The organism is Streptomyces sp. NPDC043861 (assembly GCF_056435905.1).
This window is the reverse complement of sequence record NZ_JBWKDP010000005.1, coordinates 355,370-379,137: the sequence shown is the minus strand read 5'-3', so window position 1 is coordinate 379,137 and position 23,768 is coordinate 355,370. Positions and strand designations below refer to the sequence as shown.

Annotated in this window: 23 protein-coding genes, 1 pseudogene and 1 riboswitch; of the genes and pseudogenes, 10 read left to right on the top strand and 14 right to left on the bottom strand. The window is 71.2% G+C overall.

The window, feature by feature from the left end:
- Positions 1-261: 261 nt before the first annotated feature.
- Positions 262-741, bottom strand: a complete 480-nt coding sequence (gene bfr / locus AC068D_RS15235) for a bacterioferritin (protein WP_478655279.1) — start codon at positions 739-741, stop codon at positions 262-264.
- A 156-nt stretch (positions 742-897) separates the two neighbouring features.
- On the opposite strand from bfr, the gene AC068D_RS15230 reads away from it, so the two are divergent.
- Positions 898-1,530 carry a sulfite oxidase-like oxidoreductase gene (locus tag AC068D_RS15230; protein WP_478823478.1) on the top strand — a complete coding sequence of 211 codons (633 nt, stop codon included), beginning with the start codon at positions 898-900 and terminating at the stop codon, positions 1,528-1,530.
- Positions 1,531-1,724: 194 nt separating this feature from the next.
- On the opposite strand, the gene AC068D_RS15225 is transcribed toward AC068D_RS15230, so the two are convergent.
- The 6 genes from AC068D_RS15225 to thiO all read right to left on the bottom strand — a co-directional run bounded on the left by AC068D_RS15225 (position 1,725) and on the right by thiO (position 7,420).
- Positions 1,725-2,255 carry a DUF4396 domain-containing protein gene (locus AC068D_RS15225; protein ID WP_478823477.1) on the bottom strand — a complete coding sequence of 177 codons (531 nt, stop codon included), beginning with the start codon at positions 2,253-2,255 and terminating at the stop codon, positions 1,725-1,727.
- A gap of 82 nt (positions 2,256-2,337) precedes the next feature.
- Positions 2,338-3,186 carry a deoxyribonuclease IV gene (locus AC068D_RS15220; protein ID WP_478823476.1) on the bottom strand — a complete coding sequence of 283 codons (849 nt, stop codon included), beginning with the start codon at positions 3,184-3,186 and terminating at the stop codon, positions 2,338-2,340.
- Between the two features lie 5 nt (positions 3,187-3,191).
- The gene (gene pknB / locus AC068D_RS15215; RefSeq protein ID WP_478823475.1) at positions 3,192-5,099 is read right to left on the bottom strand and encodes a Stk1 family PASTA domain-containing Ser/Thr kinase; all 1,908 of its coding nucleotides are present in this window, start codon (positions 5,097-5,099) and stop codon (positions 3,192-3,194) included.
- A 100-nt stretch (positions 5,100-5,199) separates the two neighbouring features.
- A complete protein-coding gene (locus AC068D_RS15210) occupies positions 5,200-5,994 on the bottom strand; it encodes a thiazole synthase (protein WP_478823474.1) in 795 nt (264 codons plus the stop codon).
- 8 nt (positions 5,995-6,002) lie between these two features.
- A complete protein-coding gene (gene thiS / locus AC068D_RS15205) occupies positions 6,003-6,203 on the bottom strand; it encodes a sulfur carrier protein ThiS (RefSeq protein ID WP_478823473.1) in 201 nt (66 codons plus the stop codon).
- A complete protein-coding gene (gene thiO / locus AC068D_RS15200; protein ID WP_478823472.1) occupies positions 6,200-7,420 on the bottom strand; it encodes a glycine oxidase ThiO in 1,221 nt (406 codons plus the stop codon). The genes thiS and thiO overlap by 4 nt, the downstream gene beginning before the upstream one ends.
- A riboswitch (TPP riboswitch) is annotated at positions 7,418-7,531 on the bottom strand. (Overlaps the previous gene by 3 nt.)
- Before the next feature lie 52 nt (positions 7,532-7,583).
- Here thiO and AC068D_RS15195 point away from each other — a divergent pair.
- The 6 genes from AC068D_RS15195 to AC068D_RS15170 all read left to right on the top strand — a co-directional run bounded on the left by AC068D_RS15195 (position 7,584) and on the right by AC068D_RS15170 (position 12,516).
- On the top strand, positions 7,584-7,940 hold the full coding sequence (locus AC068D_RS15195) for an avidin-fold protein (RefSeq protein ID WP_478823471.1): 357 nt from the start codon (positions 7,584-7,586) through the stop codon (positions 7,938-7,940).
- A 9-nt stretch (positions 7,941-7,949) separates the two neighbouring features.
- Complete coding sequence (locus AC068D_RS15190) at positions 7,950-9,188, top strand: NAD(P)/FAD-dependent oxidoreductase (protein WP_478823470.1); 1,239 nt, start codon at positions 7,950-7,952, stop codon at positions 9,186-9,188.
- Positions 9,189-9,450: 262 nt separating this feature from the next.
- Positions 9,451-9,816: an Rv2175c family DNA-binding protein gene (locus AC068D_RS15185; RefSeq protein WP_478823469.1), complete on the top strand. Its 366-nt coding sequence runs from the start codon at positions 9,451-9,453 to the stop codon at positions 9,814-9,816.
- 106 nt (positions 9,817-9,922) lie between these two features.
- On the top strand, positions 9,923-10,573 hold the full coding sequence (gene thiE / locus AC068D_RS15180; RefSeq protein ID WP_478823468.1) for a thiamine phosphate synthase: 651 nt from the start codon (positions 9,923-9,925) through the stop codon (positions 10,571-10,573).
- A gap of 75 nt (positions 10,574-10,648) precedes the next feature.
- Complete coding sequence (gene metF / locus AC068D_RS15175; protein WP_478823467.1) at positions 10,649-11,566, top strand: methylenetetrahydrofolate reductase [NAD(P)H]; 918 nt, start codon at positions 10,649-10,651, stop codon at positions 11,564-11,566.
- A 50-nt stretch (positions 11,567-11,616) separates the two neighbouring features.
- Positions 11,617-12,516, top strand: a complete 900-nt coding sequence (locus tag AC068D_RS15170) for a hypothetical protein (RefSeq protein WP_478823466.1) — start codon at positions 11,617-11,619, stop codon at positions 12,514-12,516.
- A gap of 204 nt (positions 12,517-12,720) precedes the next feature.
- On the opposite strand, the gene AC068D_RS15165 is transcribed toward AC068D_RS15170, so the two are convergent.
- From AC068D_RS15165 to AC068D_RS15135, 7 genes and pseudogenes are all read right to left on the bottom strand, one after another.
- Positions 12,721-14,187 (bottom strand): phytoene desaturase family protein, encoded by a 1,467-nt coding sequence (locus AC068D_RS15165; protein ID WP_478823465.1) that lies wholly within the window; start codon positions 14,185-14,187, stop codon positions 12,721-12,723.
- Between the two features lie 45 nt (positions 14,188-14,232).
- Complete coding sequence (locus AC068D_RS15160) at positions 14,233-14,850, bottom strand: DUF4126 domain-containing protein (protein ID WP_478823464.1); 618 nt, start codon at positions 14,848-14,850, stop codon at positions 14,233-14,235.
- Between the two features lie 498 nt (positions 14,851-15,348).
- A complete protein-coding gene (locus AC068D_RS15155) occupies positions 15,349-15,957 on the bottom strand; it encodes a TetR/AcrR family transcriptional regulator (RefSeq protein WP_478823463.1) in 609 nt (202 codons plus the stop codon).
- Between the two features lie 29 nt (positions 15,958-15,986).
- On the bottom strand, positions 15,987-18,074 hold the full coding sequence (locus AC068D_RS15150; RefSeq protein ID WP_478823462.1) for a YhgE/Pip family protein: 2,088 nt from the start codon (positions 18,072-18,074) through the stop codon (positions 15,987-15,989).
- A 463-nt stretch (positions 18,075-18,537) separates the two neighbouring features.
- Positions 18,538-19,236 (bottom strand): annotated as a pseudogene (locus AC068D_RS15145) (ATP-binding cassette domain-containing protein); the annotation flags it as partial.
- 165 nt (positions 19,237-19,401) lie between these two features.
- Positions 19,402-20,355, bottom strand: coding sequence for an MASE1 domain-containing protein (locus AC068D_RS15140; RefSeq protein WP_478823461.1), 954 nt, complete (start codon positions 20,353-20,355; stop codon positions 19,402-19,404).
- A 95-nt stretch (positions 20,356-20,450) separates the two neighbouring features.
- Positions 20,451-21,278 (bottom strand): PP2C family protein-serine/threonine phosphatase, encoded by an 828-nt coding sequence (locus AC068D_RS15135; protein WP_478823460.1) that lies wholly within the window; start codon positions 21,276-21,278, stop codon positions 20,451-20,453.
- Positions 21,279-21,440: 162 nt separating this feature from the next.
- Here AC068D_RS15135 and AC068D_RS15130 point away from each other — a divergent pair, with 162 nt between their 5' ends.
- The 3 genes from AC068D_RS15130 (at position 21,441) to AC068D_RS15120 (ending at position 23,661) form a co-directional block, all read left to right on the top strand.
- Positions 21,441-22,034 carry an SAV_6107 family HEPN domain-containing protein gene (locus AC068D_RS15130; RefSeq protein WP_478823459.1) on the top strand — a complete coding sequence of 198 codons (594 nt, stop codon included), beginning with the start codon at positions 21,441-21,443 and terminating at the stop codon, positions 22,032-22,034.
- A 186-nt stretch (positions 22,035-22,220) separates the two neighbouring features.
- Positions 22,221-23,009, top strand: coding sequence for a methyltransferase (locus AC068D_RS15125; RefSeq protein ID WP_478823458.1), 789 nt, complete (start codon positions 22,221-22,223; stop codon positions 23,007-23,009).
- Positions 23,010-23,268: 259 nt separating this feature from the next.
- The gene (locus AC068D_RS15120; RefSeq protein ID WP_478823457.1) at positions 23,269-23,661 is read left to right on the top strand and encodes a DUF3040 domain-containing protein; all 393 of its coding nucleotides are present in this window, start codon (positions 23,269-23,271) and stop codon (positions 23,659-23,661) included.
- Positions 23,662-23,768 lie beyond the last annotated feature (107 nt).

The window sequence follows — 23,768 nt, the reverse complement described above, 5'->3', positions numbered from 1 at the left end:
CCTCGATGCCGTCGGGCGAGCCCGCCCGCGCAGCGTGCGAGTGGCCAGGCGTCGCGGGCCGGGGCACGCGAGCTCGGCAAGATCCAAACGAGAGGCCCTAGTGCCGCGTCAGGCAAGATTTGCCCGTCAAGGAGCGGCGTCCGGTGCGGTGGATCGCAAGGCACTGGATCGACCTCGTAGTGGGCCTACTCGGTTGATTCGGCAACGCAGCGAGGTGCCGTGCCGGGCGTCGCGACGGGGCAAACCTTGGCTGACGCGGCACTAGCTCTCCGGCTGCTCGATCAGCTGCGCGATGTAGAGGGCTTCACCGAGCTTCTCGACCAGCTCCAGCTGGGTGTCGAGGTAGTCGATGTGGTGCTCCTCGTCCGCCAGGATCGACTCGAAGATGTTCGCCGACGTGATGTCGCCCTTGTTCCGCATGACCTCGATGCCGCGCCGCAGCCTGTCGATGGCCTCGACCTCGACCTGCCGGTCGGCCTGGAACATCTCCGTGACGGTCTGCCCGATCCGGACGTGGAAGAGCCGCTGGTAGTTCGGGAGGCCCTCCAGGAAGAGGATCCGGTCGGTCAGGACCTCCGCGTGCTTCATCTCGTCGAACGACTCCGCCCGCGTGTACTTGGCGAGCTTCGTCCAGCCGAAGTTCTCCTGCATCTTCGCGTGCAGGAAGTACTGGTTGATCGCGGTCAATTCGGCAGTCAGCTGCTCATTGAGGAACTCGATGACCTCGGGGTCGCCCTGCATCGCAGAGGCTCCTTCCGCGCGTGTGACTGGGGCAGGATGCGCGCATCCTCGCATCGTGATCGTGGACCGTCCAGTAAGTGCATGCTTAGTAGGAGTTGCCCGAATCGGCGCAGACCTGGTCATGACCACCCCTCCCCGTCTGTCACCATTGAAGGCATGGGTCAGCCGGAGAGCCGGGAATTTCGCGAGGCGGAGCAGTCCGGGCTCCCTCCGGGGCAGCGGCTGCAGCGAGGCTGGCCCGTCACCCACTACGGGCCGGTGCCCAAGTTCAAGCCGGACCGCTGGGAGTTCCGCGTCTTCGGGGCCACGGTCGACGGGGACAAGCGCTGCTGGAACCACGAGGAGTTCTCGGCCCTGCCGTTCGCCACGGTCGTCGCCGATCTGCACTGCGTGACGAAATTCAGCATGCTGGGGGCCGAATGGGGCGGTGTCCCCGCCCGGACGGTCGTCGAGCTCGCCCCGCCGTCGCCGGCGGTCACCCATGTCATGGTCTGGGCCGAGTACGGATACAGCGCCAACATGCGGCTCTCCGACTTCCTCTCCGAGCGCACGATCTTCGCCACGCACAAGGACGGCGAGCTGCTCACCGCCGAGCACGGTTTTCCGCTGCGGCTGGTGGTGCCGCATCTGTATGCCTGGAAGGGCCCGAAGTGGGTGCGGGGCATCGAGTACATGAGCGCCGACCGCCGGGGCTTCTGGGAGGAGCGGGGCTATCACAACCTCGGCGACCCCTGGCGCCAGCAGCGCTACTCCTATCAGGAGGGGCCGGGGGACGGACCCGAGCTCTAGGGCCTCTCGTTTGGATCTGGCCGGGCTCGCGTGCCCCGGCCACTGATCCAGCCCGATCCGAACGAAAGACCCTGGTCCGGGGGACGGACCTGAGCTCTGGTGCGGTGACCGGGGGGCTTCCCCGGTTCGCCACGCCCCGCAATCGGCATTCCGCGCGGCACGGTCCGCCGGGGTAGCCGGCGGGCCGCCCGCCCTCAGTTGTCCGGGTGGTGGTAGCGGTGGGCCACGGCGTGGCCCTTGCCGCGGCCGATCATCCACTTGTTGACCGGAGTGGTGATCGCGAAGGCGACGAGGAAGGCGAAGGCCAGTGCGCCCCAGAACAGCCCGTCGGTGAGGTGGGCGTCCATCGCGCCGGGTACGAGCAGCAGTACGCCGTTGTCGACCGCCTCCATCACGACGATGGACACGGTGTCCGCGGCCAGTGCGACGCCGATGGCCGCTTTCAGGGGCAGTCCCGCACGCATGACGGGCGAGACGGTGAGCGAGTAGCCGAAGACGAACGCCAGCACGATGGCGAGGGCCATCGTCGAGGTGTTGCCCCAGCCGAGTGCGGTGCCGATGACCATGCCGAGAACCTCACCGATGGCGCAGCCGGTGAGGCAGTGCAGCGTTGCCCGGGCAGCCATGGGCCAGCTCGTTCCGTGACCTCCGCCTGCGTGACCTCCGTGGCCCGCTTCGTCGCGACCGTGGTGTGCGGCGTGGTGCGTATGGATGTCGTGGTGCATGAGAGGCCCCCATCGTGAAGTGGCGGTTCCTGTCGATCGTAGGAACCGTATACCCCCCAGGGGTATTCCGTCATGGGGTGGATCAGCGCAGATTCTTCAGCCGAGCCACATCCGCCGCGTACGCCTCCTTGGGTCCAGGAGTCTCGATGATCAGTGGCACGCCCGTGGTGGCCGGATGTGTCATCAGCGCACGGAACGGATCCTCACCGATGTGACCTGCACCGATGTTCGCGTGCCGGTCCTTGTGGGCCCCCACCGTGTCCTTGGAGTCATTGGCGTGGATCAGTTTCAGCCGGTCCTCGCCGACCGTGTCGACGAGCAGATCAAGGGTCTCCTTCACCCCGCCCGGCGCCGCCAGGTCGTGACCGGCCGCGAAGACATGGCAGGTGTCCAGGCAGACGCCCAGCTTCGGATGGGCGTCCAGGGCCTCGAAGTACGGGCCGAAGTCCCAGGTCCTGGAGCAGAGCGAGAACCCCTGCCCGGCCGTGGACTCCAGCAGCAGGAAGGGATCGTCGTCATGGGTCAGCTCGTCCAGCAGCGGCAGCATCAGCTCCCGCACCTGTGCGAGGGCGACCTCGCGCGGGCGGCCTCCCGTCGCCGAGCCGGTATGGACGACCACCCCGAGCGCACCGATCTCCCGGCCCCGGCGCAGCGAATGCCGGAGCGACTCGACGGACCGCTCGGCGGTCGCGGGCGTGTGCGAGCCGAAGTTGATCAGGTACGGGGCGTGCACATAGGCCGGTATGCCCTCGGCCGCGCAGCGGTCGCGGAACTGCTCGTCCTGCGCCGGACTCCCGGCGGGCGTCGCCCAGCCGCGCGGATTGGCGACGAAGACCTGAACGGCTTCGGCGCCGATGTCACGGGCGTACGCCAGCCCGGTCCTGGCCAGGCCGCCGGCAACGGGAACATGGGCGCCGACGGGATTGCGCATCGGATCTAGAGCCCCTTGGTCTTGATGGTGATCGTGCTGCCTTCGGGAGCCTGCTCGCCCCCGTCGACGGACTGGCTCGCGACCTCGTTGCCCAGGAACGGGAAGCCGCGCTCGACCTCTACCTGGAAGCCCGCCCTCTCCAGCTCGCGGCGTGCGGAGTCCACCTGCTCGCCGGTGACGTCGGGCACGTCGATCATGCGTGGGCCCTTGGAGACGGTGAGGGTGACCGTGTCGCCCTCGGCGGCCTGCCCGCCCTCGGACGGGGACTGGCGGGCGACGGTGCCGGCCTCCTCGGGGGAGTGGATCCGCCCGGGGGCCACCCGGACCTTCAGCCCGGCGTCCTCGAGTGTGCTCGTGGCGTCCTCGACGGACTGGCCCGTCACACCCGGGACGTCCACCGGGGCGCCCTTGCTGACGACGAGCGCGACGGCCGCGTCCGGACGGCGGTTGGCGCCTGCGGCCGGGGTCGAGCCGATGACGCTGCCCTGCTCGACCTCCTCGCTGAACTGCTTGGTGATCACACCCGGGGCCAGGCCCACCTTGCGCAGAGCGGCCTTCGCCTCGGCGAGGGGGAGTCCGGTGAGCTTGGGGACCTTGACGATCTCGGGACCGCGCGAGATGACGAGCGTGACCGAGCCGTTCGCACGGATGCGCTGACCGGGGTCGGGGTCGACGTCCATCACGCTGCCCCGCTCGTAGGCGTTGCTGAAGTCCTGTCTGGTCTGCTTGACCTCGAGCCCTTCGGCGCTCAGACGCTGCCTGGCCTCCGCCTCGGTCTGCCCGCGGACACTGGGGACGCGGGTGAACTGTCCGGAGTTGATGTACCAGACCCCGGTGCCGAGGCCGAGCAGCAGCAGCGCGACCACCGCAGCCAGGATGCCGCGGCGCGGCTGCCGTCGCTGCCGTCGGGGCGCCGCGCCGCTCTCCGGAGGCATCTCCAGACGGCTGGTGTGCTGGACGGCATCCTCCTGCCCGGACGGGAACGCCCGGGGGATCACGCTCGTGCGGTCCTCGGCGGTGCTGTGCTCCGTGGTCCGTGCCTGCGGCGGTACGGCGTCCAGCTGCTCGTCGTCGAGAGCCCCGCGCGCCTCCCGGGTCTGTCCGAGCAGTGCGACGGCGTCGTGGGGGCGGAGCTCGGGATTGCGGGCCGTGGCGCTCGCCACCAGCTCGTCCAGCTCAGGGGCGAGCCCGGGGACGGCGGCGGACGGGGCGGGCACGTCCTCGTTGAGGTGCTGGTAGAGGACCTGGGCGGGAGTGTCGCCGGAGTGCGGCTTGGAGCCGGTCAGCATCTCGTACAGGACCACGCCGCAGGCGTAGACGTCGGCGCGGGTGTCGGCGGTGCCGGCCTCGATCTGCTCCGGGGCGAGGTACGACACCGTCCCGAGGACCGAGCCCGTGGTGTTCGTCACGGAACCGATGGCCCGGACGAGCCCGAAGTCGGCGACCTTGACCCGGCCGTCGTCACCGATCAGGACGTTCTCCGGCTTCATGTCCCGGTGCACGAACCCGGCCCGGTGCGCCGCGCCGAGCGCGGCGAGCACGGGCTCCAGGATGTCGAGCGCGGCCCGGGGCTGGAGGGCGCCGCGCTCGCGAAGTACGTCGCGGAGGGTGCACCCGGCCACGTACTCCATCGCGAGATAGACGTACGAGTCCTGCGCTCCCTGGTCGTAGACCCCCACCACATTGGGGTGCGAAAGCCGAGCGACGGACTTCGCCTCACGGATGAAGCGCTCCACGAAGGAGGCGTCCGTCGCGAGCGCCGGGTGCATCACCTTGAGGGCCAGCACCCGGTCCAGCCGGATGTCCACGGCCCGGTAGACCGTGGCCATCCCGCCGACGGCGACGCGCGCGTCCACCCGGTAGCGGCCGTCGAGCAGCTGCCCGACGAGGGGGTCCTGAAGGGTCGTATCCACGCAAGCGAGTCTACGAGCCGTGCGGCGGCCGCCCGACCCCTCGGGTCGGTCCCGGGCCCGCACTGCAGCGCATCTGTGACGCGCCGGAGTGACGGATCCCTCAGAATGCCGGCCGTTCCGGGTCCAGCACCGCCCGGCCCTCCACCGGGGACGAGGCCTCGGCGAAATGGCGGCGGGGGATGCGGCCCGCGCGGTGGGCCAGACGGCCCGCCTCGACGGCATGGCGCATGGCCTCGGCCATCAGCACGGGCTCCTGGGCCCGTGTGACCGCGGATGCGAGCATCACGGCCGAGCACCCCAGCTCCATCGCCAGTGCGGCGTCCGACGCCGTGCCCGCACCGGCGTCCAGGATCACCGGGACGTTCGCCTGTTCCGTGATGAGCCGGAAGTTGTGCGGATTGCGGATGCCGAGCCCCGACCCGATGGGCGAGCCCAGCGGCATGATCGCCGCACAGCCCGCCTCCTCGAGCCTGCGTGCCAGCACCGGGTCGTCGTTGGTGTACGGGAGCACGGTGAAGCCGTCGTCGACCAGCACCTCCGCCGCATCCAGCAGCTCGACCGGGTCCGGCAGCAGCGTGCGCTCGTCCGCGACCACCTCCAGCTTGATCCAGTGCGTCCCGAGCGCCTCCCGGGCCAGCCTGGCCGTCAGCACCGCCTCGCCGGCGGTGAAGCAGCCCGCGGTGTTCGGCAGGACCCTGATGTCCAGCCTGTCCAGCACCGACAGCACGGAACCCCGCACCGTCGGGTCCAGCCGCCGCATCGCCACCGTCGTGAGCTGAGTGCCGCTCGCGATCAGTGCACGCTCCAGTACGTCGAGGCTCGGCGCCCCGCCCGTACCCATGATCAGCCGGGACGAGAACTCCATCCCGCCCAGCACAAAACGATCGTCCGCCATGACGCCGGTCAGCCTCCCTGCACCGCGGTGAGGACCTCGACCCGGTCACCTTCGCCGAGCAGGGTCCCGGACCACTCGCCCCGCGGGACGACGGTCTCGTTCACAGCCGCCGCGACCCCGGTCGGCGCGGCCGTCAGTGACGACACCAGCACCTCCAGCGTCGTACCCGCCGCGATGTCGCGCGGTTCTCCGTTCACGGACACGGTCATACGGACGACTCCTGACGTACGGGAGAGAAGCGGCGGGGGGTGAAGGGGCGGGCCTCTTCCGGCAGCTCACCGGTGACCAGTGCATGTGCCATCGCATCGCCCGTCACCGGTGTGAGCAGTACGCCATTGCGGTAGTGCCCGGTGGCCAGCAGCAGTCCGGGCAGTTCCGTCGGCCCGAGCAGCGGCGCATTGTCCGGTGATCCGGGCCGCAGCCCCGCGCGCGTCTCGGTGAGCGGCAGCTCCGTGATGCCCGGCACCAGCTCATGCGCGTCGCGCAGCAGCTCGTAGACGCCGCCGGCGGTGACCGTGGTGTCCCAGCCGAGTTCCTCGGTGGTCGCACCCACGACCAGCTCTCCGTTCTCGCGCGGCACGAGATACACCTGGCTGCCCCGCACCACCGCCCGTACCGTCCGCGACAGGAAGGGCGCGTACGGGCGCGGCACCGTCAGCCGCAGCACCTGCCCCTTCACCGGCCGTACCGGCGGCATGACCTCCTCCGGCACACCGTCGAGCCGGCCGCTCAGACTGCCCGCGGCCAGCACCACCTGCCCCGCGGTCACCTCGTGGTCCGCGGCGGACCGTCCGGTTCGGGTCTGGACGTCCCCGGAGCCGCTCGGGGGGGTGCCCCCTCGGACCACGGCTCCGGCCACCCGGTTCCTCACGACCGAGAGACGTTCCACCCAGCCGCGGTGGAAGGTCACGCCCGCCCGCTCGCACGCCACGACCAGGGCCCGAGCCAGTCGCCGGGGGTCGATCTGGTGGTCGCCGTCCACCCGCAGGCCGCCCCGCACCCCGGGCGCGAGCATTGGCTCGAGACGCCGGCACTCACGGCCCGTGAGCCATTCCGACTCCAGCCCCGACCGGCGCTGCAGCGCGTGGAGTTCCCGCAGATACGCCCGGTCGTCCGCATCCAGCGCGACGGCGAGCGTGCCGCAGGAGCGGTAACCGGTGTCCTGCCCGCTCGCCTCCTCCAGCTCGGCGACGAAATCCGGGTAGCGGCGCGCGGAGGCGAGATTGAGGCCGAGGAGCGTCTCCTCGCCGTAGTGGAGCTCGGTGACGGCGGCGAGCATGCCCGCCGCGACCTGTGCGGCCCCGCCGCCCGGTTCGGGGTCGGCGAGCGCGGTGCGCAGCCCGCGCTGCGCCGCCCGCCAGGCGGTGACCAGGCCGATGATGCCGCCCCCGATGACCAGCACATCCGCAGACGTACGTGAACGCATGGGTGTCCGGACCCTCCCTTCGCCGGCATGACCCGGATCAGGTTCGTACGGTCGGAGGCCGCCTCAGCCTCCCTCTCAGCCCGGTGCGTCCGGGCTCCCGCGAGTAGCAGTACGGTGGCCAGCCTAACCCCCGCCCCCAACTCGCAGTAAGGGAGCCCGCACTGTGGCCCGTTCGCTCGACGGACTCGTACTCTCGCCGGTCGCCGACCAGGCTCCGGGCCAGGTCGGCACCCGGACGAGGTTTCTGTACCACGAGGAGGAGGGCCGGATCTGGGCCGACTACGCGGGTGGTGACGTGGTCCGCGGGCATCTGGTCGGAACCCGCGAGGGCGACCGGCTGGACTTCCGCTACGTACAGCTGAAGCATGACGGAACCACATCTTCCGGACACTGTGTCTCCACGGTGGGCGAATTGCCCGACGGGCGGGTCCGTCTCGAGGAGACCTGGGAGTGGGAGTCCCAGCAGGGCAGCGGTACGAGCGTGGTGGAGCAACTTTCTGACGAATCGTCAGATTGTTAGGCTGGTCCCGTGAGCGAGCAAACTGCGCAGCGCCGGGTCGTCATCGTGGGAGCCGGGATGGCCGGCGTCCAGACCGCCGTGGCCCTGCGCGAACAGGGCTTCGACGGCACCGTCACCCTCATCGGCGCCGAGCCCCATCAGCCGTACGACCGCCCCCCGCTGTCCAAGGCCGTCCTGCTCGGCACGGCGGAGGGTTCCGCGCTCGACGTGGACTTCGATGCGCTCGCGGTCGACCTCCGGCTGGGCTGTGAGGTCAGCGGTCTGCGGTCCGAGGCCCATGAGCTCGACACCCCGGCGGGGCCCGTCCCCTACGACGTTCTCGTGCTGGCCACCGGGGCCGAGCCCGTGACCCTGCCCGGCTCCGAGGGCGTCCAGGGCGTCCATCTGCTGCGGACGCTCGACGATGCGCAGCGGCTGCGGCCGGTGCTGGAGCGGCAGCACGACATCGTGGTCGTCGGCGCGGGCTGGATCGGCGCCGAGTTCGCCACGGCCGCGCGCGAGGCGGGCTGCGCGGTCAGCGTCGTCGAGGCCGCCGACCGCCCCCTCGCGGGTGCCCTGCCCGCCGAGGTCACCGCGCCGATGGCCGAGTGGTACGCGCAGAGCGGGGCGGACCTCGTCACGAACGCCAGGGTCGTCGGCGTCGAGCCCGGGGCGGTCGTCGTCACCGGGGGCTCCGGGGAACGCCGCAGGCTTCCGGCCGGCGCCGTGGTCGTGGGCATCGGCGCGCGTCCCGCCACCGCCTGGCTCGCGGGCTCGGGGATCGCCCTCGGCCGGGACGGCTCGATCACCGCGGACGAACGGCTGCGCGCCTCGTTGCCCGATGTGTACGCGGTCGGCGACTGCGCCTCCTTCCCCTCCGCGCGCTACGGCGAGCGGCTCCTCGTGCACCACTGGGACAACGCGCTCCAGGGCCCGCGCACGGTCGCGGCCGGCATCGTCGGCGCCGAGGCCGGGGACGAGCCGCGGATCTACGACCCCGTGCCCTACTTCTGGTCCGAGCAGTTCGGCCGTTTCGTCCAGTACGCGGGGCATCACGAGGGTGCGGAGACACTCGTATGGCGGGGTGACCCCGCGGCAGGTTCCGCCTGGTCGGTGCTGTGGCTGCGGGACGGCCTGCTGGTGGCCGTGCTGGCTGTCGGAAGGCCCAGGGACCTGGCCCAGGGGCGCAAGCTCATCGAGGCCGGCGCGCGGCTGGATCCGGAGCGGGCGGGGGACCCGGGTGTCCCTCTGAAGGCCGCAGCCGTCTAGGTCCTGTCCGGGCGACCTTCGAGGATCGGCCGCGGCGTCGGATGCACGCGGTCTCCCCAGGCCCGCCAGGGCCGAGGGGAAGCATCGCAAAGCGGAAGTGCCCTCGTACGGGGCGTACTCGGGCGCCGGCAACGCAGCGTGGGTGTGCCTCCCGGCGGTAGCCGGGGGAGTGCCGTGTCTGTCGTCGCGGGCCCGGGAAGATCGCCCGGACGGGACCTGGGCCCGGCTACCGGCTGTCGGTCCGGGATGGCACGCTTGTCCCGTGACCGAGATTGACGCAAAGATCGATGCTCTTGTCCCCGCCTGGCTCCACCTGCCGGACATCGCGGAAATGCTCGATGTCGAGGTGACGCGCGTGCGCCAGCTGGTCAAGGAGGGCCAGCTGATCGCCGTGCGCCGCGGTGAGAACCGGACGCTCCAGGTTCCGGCTGCCTTCATCAAGGGCGACAAGGTGGTCAAGGGCCTTTCCGGCACCCTGACGCTCCTGAAGGACGACGGCTTCACCGACGAAGAGATGCTGGAGTGGCTGTTCACCCCGGACCCGACCCTGCCGGGCACCCCCGCGGAGGCACTCAGCGAGAATCGCGGCACGGAGGTGAAGCGCCGCGCCCAGGCGCTCGCCGTCTGACGTCCTGAAACACATCCCGGAGGCACGGTGCGCGGACCGGGGTGCGGCATGCGGCCGCACCCCGGCTCCGGGCACCGGCCGGCCGGCCCACTCGGGGGAGCACCTCATGTCCACGCTTCGCACGCGCCTGTCCGACGCGCGGCTCTATCTGTGCACGGACGCCCGCAGGCGTCAGGGCGATCTCCCCGTTTTCCTGGACGCCGTGCTCTCCTCGGGAGTGGACATCGTGCAGCTGCGGGACAAGGGCATGGAGGCCGGGGAGGAGCTGGAACACCTCGCGGTCCTCGCCGACGCCTGCAGGCGCCATGGCAAGCTGCTCGCGGTGAACGACCGGGCCGATGTCGCGCACGCGATCGGCTCGGACGTGCTGCATCTGGGCCAGGGCGACCTCCCCGTACCGGCCGCGCGGGCGATCCTCGGTGACGGCGTGCTCGTCGGCCGCTCCACCCACGCCGAGGCGGAGGCTGCGGCTGCCGCCGTCGAGCCCGGGGTGGACTACTACTGCACAGGGCCCTGCTGGCCCACCCCCACCAAGCCAGGTCGCCACGCCCCGGGCCTGAATCTTGTGCGGTACGCGGCCTCCCTGCCGCAGGACCGCCCCTGGTTCGCCATCGGCGGGATCGATGCCGGCAATCTCGACCAGGTGCTCGAAGCCGGTGCACGCCGTGTGGTCGTGGTGCGGGCGATCACCGAGGCCGACGACCCCGCGGCGGCGACGGCGGATCTCAGCAAGCGGATACGGGGCTACGGCTCCTAGGCCGATTGCGAACAGTCCGTGTCCGATGGGTGGACATCGGTTGGGTCACCCAGTGGCCCTGGCTAACCTGCGAGTATGGCCCTCGGCACAGCTTCGACCAGGACTGATCGCGCACACACCGTGCGCGAACTGCTTGCGACCGGCAAGACCTCGTACTCCTTCGAGTTCTGGGCGCCCAAGACCGAGAAGGGCGAGCGGAATCTCTGGAATGCGCTGCGCAGGGTCGAGGCGGTGGGCCCGAACTTCGTCTCCGTGACCTACGGGGCGGGCGGCTCCACCCGGGCGGGCACCGTCAAGGCGACTCAGCAGATCGCCGCCGACACCACCCTCACCCCGGTCGCCCACCTCACGGCGGTCGACCACTCCGTGGCCCAGTTGCGCAACATGATCGGTCAGTTCGCCGACGCCGGGATCAGGAACATCCTGGCGCTGCGCGGCGACCCGCCCGGCGACCCGATGGGCGAGTGGGTCAAGCACCCGGACGGTGTGACGTACGCCGCCGACCTGGTCCGACTGATCAAGGAGTCCGGCGACTTCTGCGTCGGTGTCGCAGCCTTCCCCGAGATGCACCCCAGGTCGAAGGACTGGGACACGGACATCCGGCACTTCGTCGACAAGTGCCGGGCCGGTGCCGACTATGCGATCACCCAGATGTTCTTCCAACCGGAGGACTATCTGCGGCTGCGCGACCGGGTCGCCGCGTCCGGCTGCACCACACCGATCATTCCCGAGATCATGCCCGTCACCAGCGTGAAGCAGATCGAACGCTTCCGTCAGCTGAGCAATGCGTCCTTCCCGGCCGCCCTGGAAGAACGGATCCGCGCGGTCGCGGACGATCCGGCCGCTGTACGCTCCATTGGCATCGAGTTCGCGACGGAGTTCTGTGCAGGGCTGCTTTCCGAGGGTGTCCCCGGATTGCACTTCATTACGCTCAACAACTCCACGGCAACGCTGGAAATCTACGAGAATCTCGGACTGCACGAGCAGTCGTAACCGGCCACACCCGCCACAACCCCCGGCGGAGGCCGATGAGAGGGGCGGGCATGGGCTGGACGATGCTCTACATCGCGTTCGGCATTGTCGCGCTATGGCTGCTCGGCGAGGTGCTGCTGCAGTACAAGGCCCGGCTTCGCTGGCGGCTGCTCGCCTTCGCCGGGTTCCTCGGCGTCGTCCTCGGTGTGCTGATGCCGAACGTGATCGTGATCGCGCTCGGCGCGGTCGCCTTCGCGGTGGGCCAGACCTACGTCACGCTGTCCTTCCGACGCGGCTTCTCGACCGGCTGGGCGATTGGCGGCAGCCCCGGGTCCAGTCCCCGCCGCAGGTCGGGTGGCGGTGCGGCGATGCGCGAGCCCACCCTCGAGGTGTCGGACCTCGCCTATGAGCCGCTCGAGGACGAGATGCCCCAGGCGGGTGAGGCCACGGCCGTCTACGAGCCGATGCCGATGCCCGAGGACACCGGTCAGTACGGCATCTACGACGAGTCCGCGTACGCCGCGAGCCAGGCGCAGGGCCGGAGTCAGGGCCAGGAACAGGGCTACGACCCGGGTCATGCACAGGACCAGGGGCAGCAGGTCTACGGCTACGACCCGTATGCGCCCTCCGCCTCACCGTATGAGCAGCCGACCGCCGCCCAGGCCCAGGATGCCTACGCCGGGCAGTACGACTACGGCACGGACCAGCAGCAGTACGCCGCGTACTCCGATCCGTACCTCGGCAGCCAGGGCTACGGCTCGTACGACAGTTACGGCGGCCAGCAGCAGTACGCGGACCCCTACGCCACGCAACAGGGCTACAGCGAGACGCCGCCCGGCGGGGTCTGGGTGCCCCAGCAGCGCGACGGCGACCAGCAGGTCCCGCCCATGCCGTCGGAGCAGCCGTCGCCGTACGGCTACGACCAGGCGACCTATGAGAACGGTTACGACGGCCGGCCGTACCGCTACTGAAGCCAACCGTCACTGAAGCCAACCGTCACTGAAGCCACCGCATCGGCCCGGCGCACGGACTCCGGGCGCAGCGTTGCCGTACCGCTCTCCGGTTCGGCACCACCGGGACGTTCCCGGTCCTGGTCCCGGCATCGTGGGGAAGTCCGGCACGGTCGCCGGTCGCCGGTCGGCCGTCGGCGGGCTCGGGTGGGCGACCCGTGCGGGTCACTGCGAGCCGCGGAAGCCCTCGCCCTCCACGATCAGTCCCGCGACCAGCGCGCCCGACATACCCGCGTGTGCGAGTCCGCCGCCCGGATGCGCCCAGCCGCCCGCGAGGAGCAGGCCCGGCAGCCGGGTGCTGTTCGACGGGCGCAGAAATCTGCCGCGCTCCCCGGCCAGCGCGGGGGGATTCACCCGTCCGGTCCGGTCCGGGGTGAGGACTTCACGCCAGAGCACGCGCTCCCGTATGTCGGGGATCACCCTGCGCGCCGTGTCGACGAGCGCATCCGCGAAACGCTCGCCCGCCGGCTCGTCCGTCCAGCCGGCTGCGGTCACCGTCGCCGTCAGCGCGACGGCCTCGTGGTCGCCGTCGGGGCGGGTCGTCGGGTCGTCGGGCCGCAGCACCGTGACCGTGGGCTGCTCGGTGACCCGGCCACCGAACACCGCGGCCGCCTCGGCCGCCATGTCGGGGGAGTGCACCACGCAACGGTGCGCTGCGCCCTCTGGACGGGCGCCGCGCAGTGCCAGCAGGACCGTGAACCGGCCCGGGACGTCATCAGCCGGCCGCGGCGGCAGCCCCTCCGGCTCCCAGGGCTCCCGGCCCCCGAGACCGGAAGGGCCCGCGGCCGCCACCACATGGTCCGCCTCGACCGCCGCGCCCCCCGCCAGCTCCAGACCCGCCGCCCGGCCGTCCCGCTCCAGGACGCCGGCCACCTCGGTGCCGAAGACGAATTTGACCTTGCGCTCCAGACAGCGCTCGTGGACGGCCCGCGCGAGAGCCCGCATCCCGCCCCGGACGTACCAACTCCCGAAGGTCTGCTCCATGTAGGGCAGCAGCGCGGCGCTCGCCGGGGCGCGCCGGGGGTCCAGCCCGTAGGCCAGCGCACAGGAGTCCAGCAGTGCCGCCAGCCGGGGATCGGCCAGCTCCCAGGCGCCCACCTCGGCGAGTGTGCGCGCCCGGCGGGTCCGCAGCATGCGCCGCTGCCGGAGCGCCGGATAGGGGTCGCGGCCGAGCACCTGCCAGTCGGCCCACAGCGGCTCCTCGAGCAGAGGCCTGCGGGAACGGTCCCAGGCGTCCCTGGCACGTGCGAGGAAATCGGCCCAGCGGCCGCCCGCACCGGCGCCCAACGCCGTGTCCAGGGCGGATACGACGCCGCCGCGCGAGGCGTTCGGCAAGGACACATCCGTGCCGTCGGCGAAGAGATGGCGGCTCGCGGGATCGACCTGGGCCATCTCGACCCTGCTCTCCAGCGGCTCCTTGCCGGTCTTGACGAACAGATCCCGGTAGACGGCGGGCAGATGCAGCAGACCGGGGCCGGTGTCGAAGGCGAACCCGTCGCGCTCGAAGCCGCCGACCGCACCGCCGAACGTCGCCGAACGCTCGTACACCGTCACCCGGTGGCCTGCCACGGCCAGCCGGGCCGCCGCCGCCATGGCGCCCATCCCGGCGCCGATCACCGCAATCCGTGCCATGTCAGGGACCCTATCCGGCCCCACCGACAGCCAGAGCCGGGGCGGTCAGCGGGGCGGTGGTCCTGGCAGGTGTTCCGCCATCCTTCGCTCCTCGCGGCGCTGTGCCCTGCGGCGGAGGAAGCGGCGGATCCGCGAGGCGAGGAAGACGAGTATGACGAGGCCGAGAACGAGCAGTGTTCCGGCGATGACGGCCGCCGCCACAGGGTGGAACATCGCCAAGGTGATGACGCCCGCGACGCCGAGATCCTCGGCCGTGCTCACGGCGACATTGCTGAAGGGCTCGGGGGAGGTGTTCACCGCCATGCGCGTGCCGGCCTTCACGAGATGGCTCATCAGCGCCGTGGATCCGCCGACCGCGCCCGCCGCCAGCTCGGGCAGCGAACCGCTCTCGCCGGCCAGCAGGGCCGCCACGACCGCGCCCGCCACCGGCCGGATCACCGTATGGACCGTGTCCCAGGCCGAGTCGACGTACGGGATCTTGTCCGCCACCGCCTCGCACAGGAACAGCACCCCGGCGGCGATCAGGACATCCGTGCGCTGCAGTGACTCGGGCACCTCGTCGGTGAGACCGGTCGCACCGAAGACGCCGAGGAGCAGCACCACCGCATAGGCGTTGATGCCACTGGCCCAGCCGCTCGTGAAGACCAGAGGGAGTACGGACACGGACGCGATCGTAACCACCCCTTGCGAAAGGCGGCTGGGGATGAGTACGGGGGGCTGAGTATCCGTACCTAGGCGAGGAGATGAGTAGCCGCGCGGATGGGCCTTCACCTGCGCGGACGGGAGAGTGGAGGCCACGGAAGGGGCGCGGCGCCGGCACCGCCGGCACGGGGCGGCGGAACGGCGCGGCGCACCGACCGAACGGGGGTTGCCCGGACCCGGGGGAACGGTACGACGGGCAACGGGGGTTACGGGGGGAATCGGGGGAAACGCCGGTCCGGCGAAGCTCGGGGGGATCGAGCTTCGCCGGACCGGCACTCTTTTTCGCCCGTGTGCCCCGGTCTGCCCAACGGCCCGGAACCGGCGGCGGCACCGGACGTCCCGCCGCTCTGCGGCCGTCCACGGCGGCGGCGCCCCGTCCGCGACCGGGAGCCGCCGCTGCGCCTTGCGGCCGTGCCCGCGCCGGAGGAGACCTGCCGTGCCGCTGTGCCCACGACCGGGTCAGTGGCCGCCGACGCGCCCGTGCAGCAGCCGGGACAGCGCCGAGTGGACGTCGTCGATCGAGCGCTCCGGCTGGAACGCCTGCCAGTCGAGCGCCGCGACCAGCACCATGCCGACGAGCGCCGCGGCGGTGAGCGGAATATCGATCTCCGTGCTCAGCTCGCCACCCTCGACCCCCTCCCGCAGGACCGTCTCGACCACGGCGACCGCCTGCTGACGGACCACCAGCAGGGTGGACTGCCAGGCACGATTGGTCCGCCAGAGCTCGGCCACGTACAGCTGAGTGAACGCGGGGTAGCGGTCGATGAAGCCAAGACCGGCCTTGATCATCGCGTCCAGTGCCTCGATCTTGGAGCCGCCGCGCTCCTCCGTCTCGTCCGCGGCGGCCTGGAGCGAGGAGGTGAGCAGACCGACGCCGTACCGCAACAGCTCCTCGAAGAGCTCGGTCTTGCTCTTGAAGTTGTAGTAGACCGTGCCTTTGGCGACTCCGGCACGCTCGGCGATCTCGTCGACGGTCGTCGCGGAGAAGCCCTGTTCGGCGATGAGGGTCACGGCCGCTTCGTAGAGCTTGGCGCGCGTTGCCTGTCTCCGGGTGCTGCTGCTGTTCATGGTGCTGATTCTCACAGGTCCGGCCGTTCTCACAGGCTCAGCTCCGGGTGGAGACGGTCGAACGTCCACACCTGCCTGCGCCGGGCGGACACGGCGGTCAGCGCGAGGGCGCCGAGGGTGAAGGCGAGCAGCACGGCAGTTGCCTGCCAGACCGGGCCGATGCCGCCGCCCGTGATCAGCCTCCGCAGCGCCTCCACGACGTGGGTCATCGGCAGGTAGGGATGGACCGCATTGAAGAAGCCCGGGCTGGTCTGGACGGGGTAGGTGCCCCCGGCCGAGGTCAGCTGGAGCATCAGCAGGGCGAGGACCAGAATCCGGCCCGCCGCGCCGAAGCGGGCGTTGAGCCACTGGATGATCGCGGCGAAGCAGCAGACCACCAGTGCCAGGAACCCGACGGTCCCGGCGGCGCGGCTCAGTTGCAGTCCGAGCCCCCAGTGGAGCACCGACATCAGAGCGCCGACCTGCAGCAGGCCGATCGCCGCCACCGGCAGCCAGCCGGCGAGTGCGATCCGCCAGGCGGAGGCCCCGGCGGCGAGTGCACGCCGGTTGAGCGGCTGGATCAGCATGTACGCCACCATCGCGCCCACCCAGAGGGACAGCGGGATGAAGTACGGGGCGAAGCCGGTGCCGTAGTTGGGCGCCTTGTACATCGACTGGTTGGCGAGCTGCACCGGGTCGGCCATCACGTCCGTACGGCGGTCGCGGTCCTGCTTGTCGTAGTCGGGGATCTTGTCGACGCCTTCGTTGAGGCCGCCGGCAAGTTCGCCGGAGCCGTCGACCAGCTTGAACATGCCGCCGTCGAGGTCATGGGCGCCGGTCTTGAGGCGTCCGACCCCGGAGTCGAGGTCGGCGGAACCCGACTGGGCGTTGGTCAGGCCGGTGTGTATCCGGTCCGCGCCGCTCGCGACCTTCTGCGCCCCGGTGTTGAGCCGGTTGATGTCGGAGACCGCCTTCTCCACGTCCTCGTCGAGGGTCGGGGAGCGGTCGGCGAGACCCTTCGCCTGCTGCTGCAGGGTCTTGAGATGCCCGTCGAGCTTCTTCAGATCACCCTCGTTGTCCTTCACGAGCGTGTTGACGTCATCGGCGATCTCGGCGGCGTCCGCGGCGGAGGTCTTGGCGTGTGCCAGTGCGGGGCAGAGCCCCGGATCGGGGAGTACGGCGTCCTCGCAGCGTTCCTTGTGGATCGCGGCCAGCGCGTCGGCGGCCTTGCGCGACTCGGCGGCGGCGCCGGGCGCAGTCTTCACCAGCAGCTCCAGATGGCTGCGGGTCAGCCGGGAGGTGTCCTCGACGAAGCGTGCCGTGTCGCCGATCATCTTGCCGTTGTCCTTGAGGTACGGCCGTACGTCGGCGGCGATGCCGTTGACCTTGTCGGCCAGCCTCTGGGTGCCGCCGGCGACCTGCCGGGCGCCCGTCTCCACCTCGCCTGCGCCCTTGTTCAGGCGGGTGATGCCGCCGGCGAGCTTTCCGCTGCCGTCCTTGGCGGTGCTGAGGCCGTCGGCGAGGTCCTTCGAGCCCTTCTTGGCCTTGCCGATACCGCCCTTGAGCTTGTCGGCACCCTTCGCGGCCTGCTCCGTCTTGTCATGGATGTCGGAGAAGGAGATGAAGATCTTGTCGAGGATGGCGCGGGAGGCGTTCTTCGAGGCGGACTTGCGCACTTCGGAGAAGACCGTGCGGGAGATCTGGCCCACGATGTAGTTGTTCGCGTCGTTGGTGCGCACTTCCAGAGCGCCGGTCTCCGGGGCGTCCGTCGAGCTGGACGCGATGCGCTTGCTGAAGTCGTCGGGCATGGTCAGCGAGAGGTAGTAGGTGCCGTCCTCGACGCCCTTGCGGGCATCGTCGGCGCTCACCTCGTGCCACTGGAAGACCTCGCTGTCGCGCAGGCCCTTGGTGATCTCGTCGCCCGCAGCGATCTTCTTGCCGCCGCTCGTGGCACCCTTGTCGTCGTTGACGAGGGCCACGGGGATGCGGTCGAGCCGGCTGTACGGGTCCCAGAAGGACCACAGGTACAGGGCGCCGTAGAGCAGCGGCAGCAGCAGAACCGCGACGAGCGCGGCGCGAGGCAGCTTTCCCCTGCCGAAGCGCTTCAGCTCAAGCGCGGCCAGTTTCGGCGAGCGCATCGTCCGCCCCCTCCTCGATGTCGTCGTCCTGGTCGTCCTGGTCGTCCGGCCGGGTCCGGGCCGGCGTGCCGGTCCGCTCCGGCTGCCCTGGGCCCTCGGCCGGCCCGGTGTCGTGGGTGTCCCCGGTGGCCCCGGTCTCGTCGGTCGCCTTGGCGTCCCCGGTGCCCCCGGTGGTCCTGGAGTCCCCTCCGCCTACGGCGGCGGAATCGGGCCGGGGGGTCCCCTCGGGCTCCTCGGCCCGCTCCGGCGTCTCCGGGTCCCCGGGCTTCCCGGACCCCTTCCGGGTCCCGGACTTCTCGAGCCCGGCTTCCGGCACGGCCTTCCCGGGGCCTGCGGGAGCCTGCTCCGGGGCGGTGCCGGCGGACCTGCCGCTGTCCGCCGCTGCGGTCGCCGTTACGGTCCTGGCAGGGTCGGCGCCCTCGGTGCCGCCGGTGTGCCCGGCGCCGGCCGTATCCGTCCCGGGCTCCCCGGCCCGCCCCGTACGGACCAGCACCGCGTCCTCGGGTGCCTCGATGCACGTGGCCAGCACCGTCGTGCCCGCAGCCGCGATGCCGCGCAGGAGCTCCCACGCCTGTGCCCGGTCGGGGCCGGAGAGCTTGAGGTCGGTGTCGTCCACGGCCAGCAGCCCGGGCCGGCCGATCATCGCGAGGGCCACCGAGAGGCGCAGGGACTCCAGGCGCTCCAGGTCCCGCACGGAGGTGCGCTCCGCCTTCGGCAGGGCAGCCGGATCGAGACCGGCTGCCTCCAGTGCCTCGTCGATACGGCTCCTGGCCGATGCCGCCCGCTCGCTCCGAGGCCGCAGGAACGCGCGCAACGAGCCGTCGAAGCGCCGTTGCAGCAGCGCGCGCTCACGCAGATGCTCGGCGACGGTGAGCGACGGGTCGAGATCACTGACGCCCGCGACGGGCCCGAGCGCACTCAGGCGGCGGACGCCGGCCATCTTGCCCGGCAGCCGCAGCCCACCGACCTCGGCGTGGCCCTCGGTGGGCTTCATCCGGCCGGTGAGTGCGAGCAGCAGGCACGTCCGCCCCGAACCGGACGGGCCCTCGACCGCGATGAGCGAGCCGGGTTCCGCCTCGGCGTTCACCCCCCGGAATGCCCAGCCGCGCGGGCCCTTGAGCCCGAAGTCCTCGGCGGTGACGGCCGCCCCGTACGTATCCACGTGCCCCCCATACTTTTGAACTGACCGGTCAGTTCAAAAGTACCCCCTGGTGGCCGGTGACGCCAAACCGGGGCGGCCCGGGCGGATCGGTTGTGCCGATGATCACTTCTTGTCGTCCGGGACGGGAGGGTGAGCACGTCCTGGCGTCGTTGGCGTCGTAGGTGGTCAGCCCTGACGGTCGCCGGGCTCGAGCCGCGCCACCATGTCCTCCAGCCGTTCACAGAGCCGTTTGATCTCTTCGTGGGTCTCGTTCCGCTCGGTGATGACCGCGGCGAGCAGCAGGGCCGTCAGGGCCGCCGATCCGTTGAACGCCTGGAGCGTGACCATGTTGGAGAACAGGTCCTGGCCCGCGAACGGGCCGCTGCCGCGGGCCGCGGCAGGGATCGTCAGGGTGGACACGCACAGCGCGCACGGCGCCGCGCCCGCCAGCTGGAACCGGAGCGCTGCCCAGATCAGGACCGGAAAGACGAGGAACAGCAGGGACGAACTGCTGGAGCGCGTTGCAAGAAGGGTCGCTCCCACCGTGGCCGCCAGCAGGGCAAGGGCCTCGGCCCACCGCGCCGCCCCGGCCCTGGGGGGCCACCGGAGCCTGCGGATGACGAGCAGGAACGGGGTGACCAGGAGGACGCCCATCGCATCACCCGTCCACCACACCGACCAGACCGACCAGAAGTCGGATCCCTCCACCGCCCCGGAGAGGACGAGCACGCCGGTGCCCACGGTCGCACTGACCACCATGCCGACCAGTGCGCCGAGGAAGACCAGGGCGAGTCCGTCCCTCAGCCGGTCGAGTTCCACGCGGAAGCCCGCACGGCGCAGCAGCAGGCAGGCGACGATCGGGGCGACGGTGTTCCCCGCGACGATGGCCAGCACGGCCAGGGCCGAGGGGCCGATGGACACATTGACCAGAAAGGCGCCGAGCGCGATCCCCGGCCATACCCGCAGCCCGAGCAGGAGCAGCGCGGCCAGGGCCACGCCGGTCGGCGGCCACAGAGGTGTGACCTGACCACGCACCAGCTGCTGGAGGAGTCCCAGTTCGGCTGATCCGTAGTAGATGGCGGCGACGGCAAGGATCCTCAGCGCCGTGAATCCGTGACCCCGGATCTGCTCCTTGCGCACCACAGCAGTCTGCGCCGTGGACGGGGCCGCGGCGAGTCAGGCGGGGCCGAGCGCGGCACCGGCCGGGTCACGACGGCCGGACCGGCGGCTGCGGATCAGGAGTCCGGGGGGCCGTCGTAGCGCGTGACGAGCACCGCCGCATCGTCGCGGTGACCGGTCAGCTCCGCCACCTTGATGATTGCGGAGGCCAGCACATCGGGATCGGCGTCGAACCCCGCGCGTACCAGCTTGGCCACCTCGGCCAGACCCGCCTCCATCGGGTAGTCGGGCCCCTCCACGACCCCATCGGTGATCAGGACGAGGACCCCGGCCTCCGTCAGCCGCCGGTGGGTCACCGGATAGCGCTCACCCATCACGATGCCCAGGGGCGGGCCGCCACGGTCGAGGGCGATGCCCGAGCGGCCGTTCGCGGTGGCCCAGATCATCGGGACATGGCCGGCCCGGGACGCGGTGAGATCGCGGGTGACCGGGTCGAAGCGCAGGAAGCAGCAGGTCGCGAAGAGACCGAAGCCCATGGAGATCAGCAGGTCGTTGGTGCGGCTCAGCACCTCTCGCGGATCGCTCGTCGCCTCGGCGAGGGCGCGCAGGCTGGTGCGCACCTGCCCCATGAATGCGACGGCCTCGGCGTCATGGCCCTGAACGTCGCCGATGGTGAGCCCCAGCGAGCCGTCCATCATCAGGAACGCGTCGTACCAGTCACCGCCCACCGCCAGCCCGTCCCGCGAGGGCGAATAGCGGGCCGCGATGTGCACGCCGGGGAGTTCTGGGAGCCCGGGGGGAAGCATGTGCCGCTGCAGGGCCATGGCCAGCTCGACTCGGGCCCGCTGAAGCTTGATCCGCTCCAGGGCCTGGTCAACGAGTCGCCCGAGGGTGACGAGGAGCTGCTGCGCACTGTCGGGCTGATCGCCGCGATGTCCCCTCATGTCTGCTCCGAGGGTCCCGGAAAGCACCTCACCTCACCTTAGCCGCCGCGCGCACACCCCACCTGAGCAGGCGAAGCCGCAGGTCGCAGCCATTGTCAGTGCTGCCCCCCACGATGGACACATACGGCCACAGTGCCGTCACACGACGACAGGAGGTTCGTCATGGCCAGCTCCCACGCCGCTGCCGCGCGCCGGCTCAGCACAGGCGGCCCTGCACCCTCGCTGCCCCCCTCGCGGACCGGTCCCGCAAGCGACGTCCATCCCGTACTCCGCCGCGCGTCCGCGCCGCCCGCCGCCCTCGACCTGCTGACCCAGGCCCGTGCCGGTCTCGAGGAGGCGGTCACTCTGGACACGCCCAACGAGCGCTATGCCACCGCCCACCTCGCCGCGCTGCGCACCGCGGCCGCCGTGCTGGCCGCCCTGGGCCGGCCCGAGACCGGTCCGCGCCGTCGCGCCCGCATAAGGTCCGCCTGGGAGGTCCTCCCCGAGATAGCCCCGGAGCTCACCGAGTGGAGCGCGCTGTTCGCCTCCGGTGCCCGGCGCAGGGCACGCGCCGAGGCCGGTATCCAGGGCGCCGCCAGCAGCCGCGACGCCGACGATCTGCTGCGGGACGTGGCCATGTTCCTCCGTCTCGTCGAACGGATGCTCGTGCTCCAGCCGGTGCTGCCGCAGCCGAGGCCCGGATCGGGCCGAGAGCCCGGCCCGCAGTCCGGCCCTGGGACCGGGTTGGAACCCAGGACGGAATCCGGGACGTAGCCCGCCTCGGCAGCAGGGGCACTCGGGCGGCGGGCGATGGCGCACCGGGAACGACGGCCCGGGGACCATGAACCGGAGCGACGGCTCGCGATGACGGGGACGCACCGCGGAGGCAATAGGGTGGACCGAGCCTGCACCGTTCACGCCCCGCACGCGGGGCGGCACCGCGCCGAGGAGTCAACTGCCGTGCCGGACCAGATGCGCCCCCTGCGGCTGCGCCCCGAGGGGACCCCTTCCCGGGCCTCCCTCCGTACTGCCGTGGTCTGGGACGTCCTGAGGGATGCCCTCGACCGTCGGGTCCGGGTGACCGGGAAGGACGCCCTGGACGTCCTCGACACCGGCGGTGGCTCCGGGAACTTCGCGGTGCCCGCCGCCCGCCTCGGCCACCGTGTCACCGTCGTGGACCCCAGCCCCAATGCTCTCTTCGCGCTGGAGCGCAGGGCCGCCGAGGCCGGAGTCGCCGACCGGGTGACCGGAGTCCAGGGCGATGTCCACGGCCTCTTCGACGTGGTCGGGCGCGACGGTTTCGACATCGTGCTCTGCCACGGTGTGCTGGAGTACGTCGACGACCCCGCCGAAGGAGTACGGAACGCCGCCGAGGCGCTGCGTCCCGGTGGCGCGCTGAGCCTGCTCGCCGCGGGCCTGGGCGGCGCCGTTCTCGCCAGGGCCCTTGCCGGGCACTTCACGGAGGCCCGCCACGCTCTCGGCGACCCGGCAGGGCGCTGGGGCGAGGGCGACCCCGTGCCACGCCGCTTCACCGCGGAACAGCTCACCGAACTCGTCGCCGCGGCAGGGATGAAGGTCGGTTCCGTGCACGGTGTCCGGGTCTTTGCCGACCTGGTCCCCGGCGTTCTCGTGGACACCGAGCCCGGCGCCCTGGACGCACTGCTCAAGCTGGAGGAGGCCGCGGCGGAGCTCCCGGCGTTCCATTCGGTCGCGACCCAGCTCCACGTCCTGGGCGAGAAGCACAGCTGACCCGCCGCTGATCAGGTACGCAGCTGCAGACGGAGTACGCCGGAGGTCCCCCGATCGGGGCGTTCGCCCCGTATGATCGGGGGACATCATCCGGCATGACGGATCGGCGGTTGGGGAATCAACGCTTCAGCAGCCGATCCGGCATGGCGGCCCACCAAGCGAACAGGGCCAAAGGCGGGTTTCACGGGGGCGATTCCCTGCCTATCCTGAAAGGGCCGCTTACCGGTCGCCCCCAGCGACCGACGACTAGGAGGACTCCGTGCCGCTCTCGGAGCACGAGCAGCGAATGCTCGAGCAGATGGAGCGAGCGCTGTACGCCGAAGATCCCAAGTTCGCGACAGCGCTCGAGGGAAGCGGGCTGCGTACGTACACCCGGCGACGGGTCTACCAGGCGATCGCCGGCTTCCTGGTGGGTATCGCGCTCCTCATGGCCGGAATGGTCACCACCGTGATCTGGATCAGCGTGGTGGGATTCCTCGTCATGCTCGGTTGTGCGGTCCTCGCGGTCACTGGCTGGCGCAAGGCACCCAAGCCGGGCGAGCAGAGCCCCGCCACGGGAACCGCGCGCCGCCAGCCCAGGCAACGCCGGTCGATGATGAACCGGATCGAGCAGCGGTGGCAGCGCCGCCGCGACGAGCAGGGCGGCCACTGAGCCTCCGGACGTTCCGGCTCCGACTCCGACGTGCGGACGCGACCGCGCACGTGCGTCACCACAAACGACCCGTTCGACACGGGACCACACACAGCCGAGGGGTGACC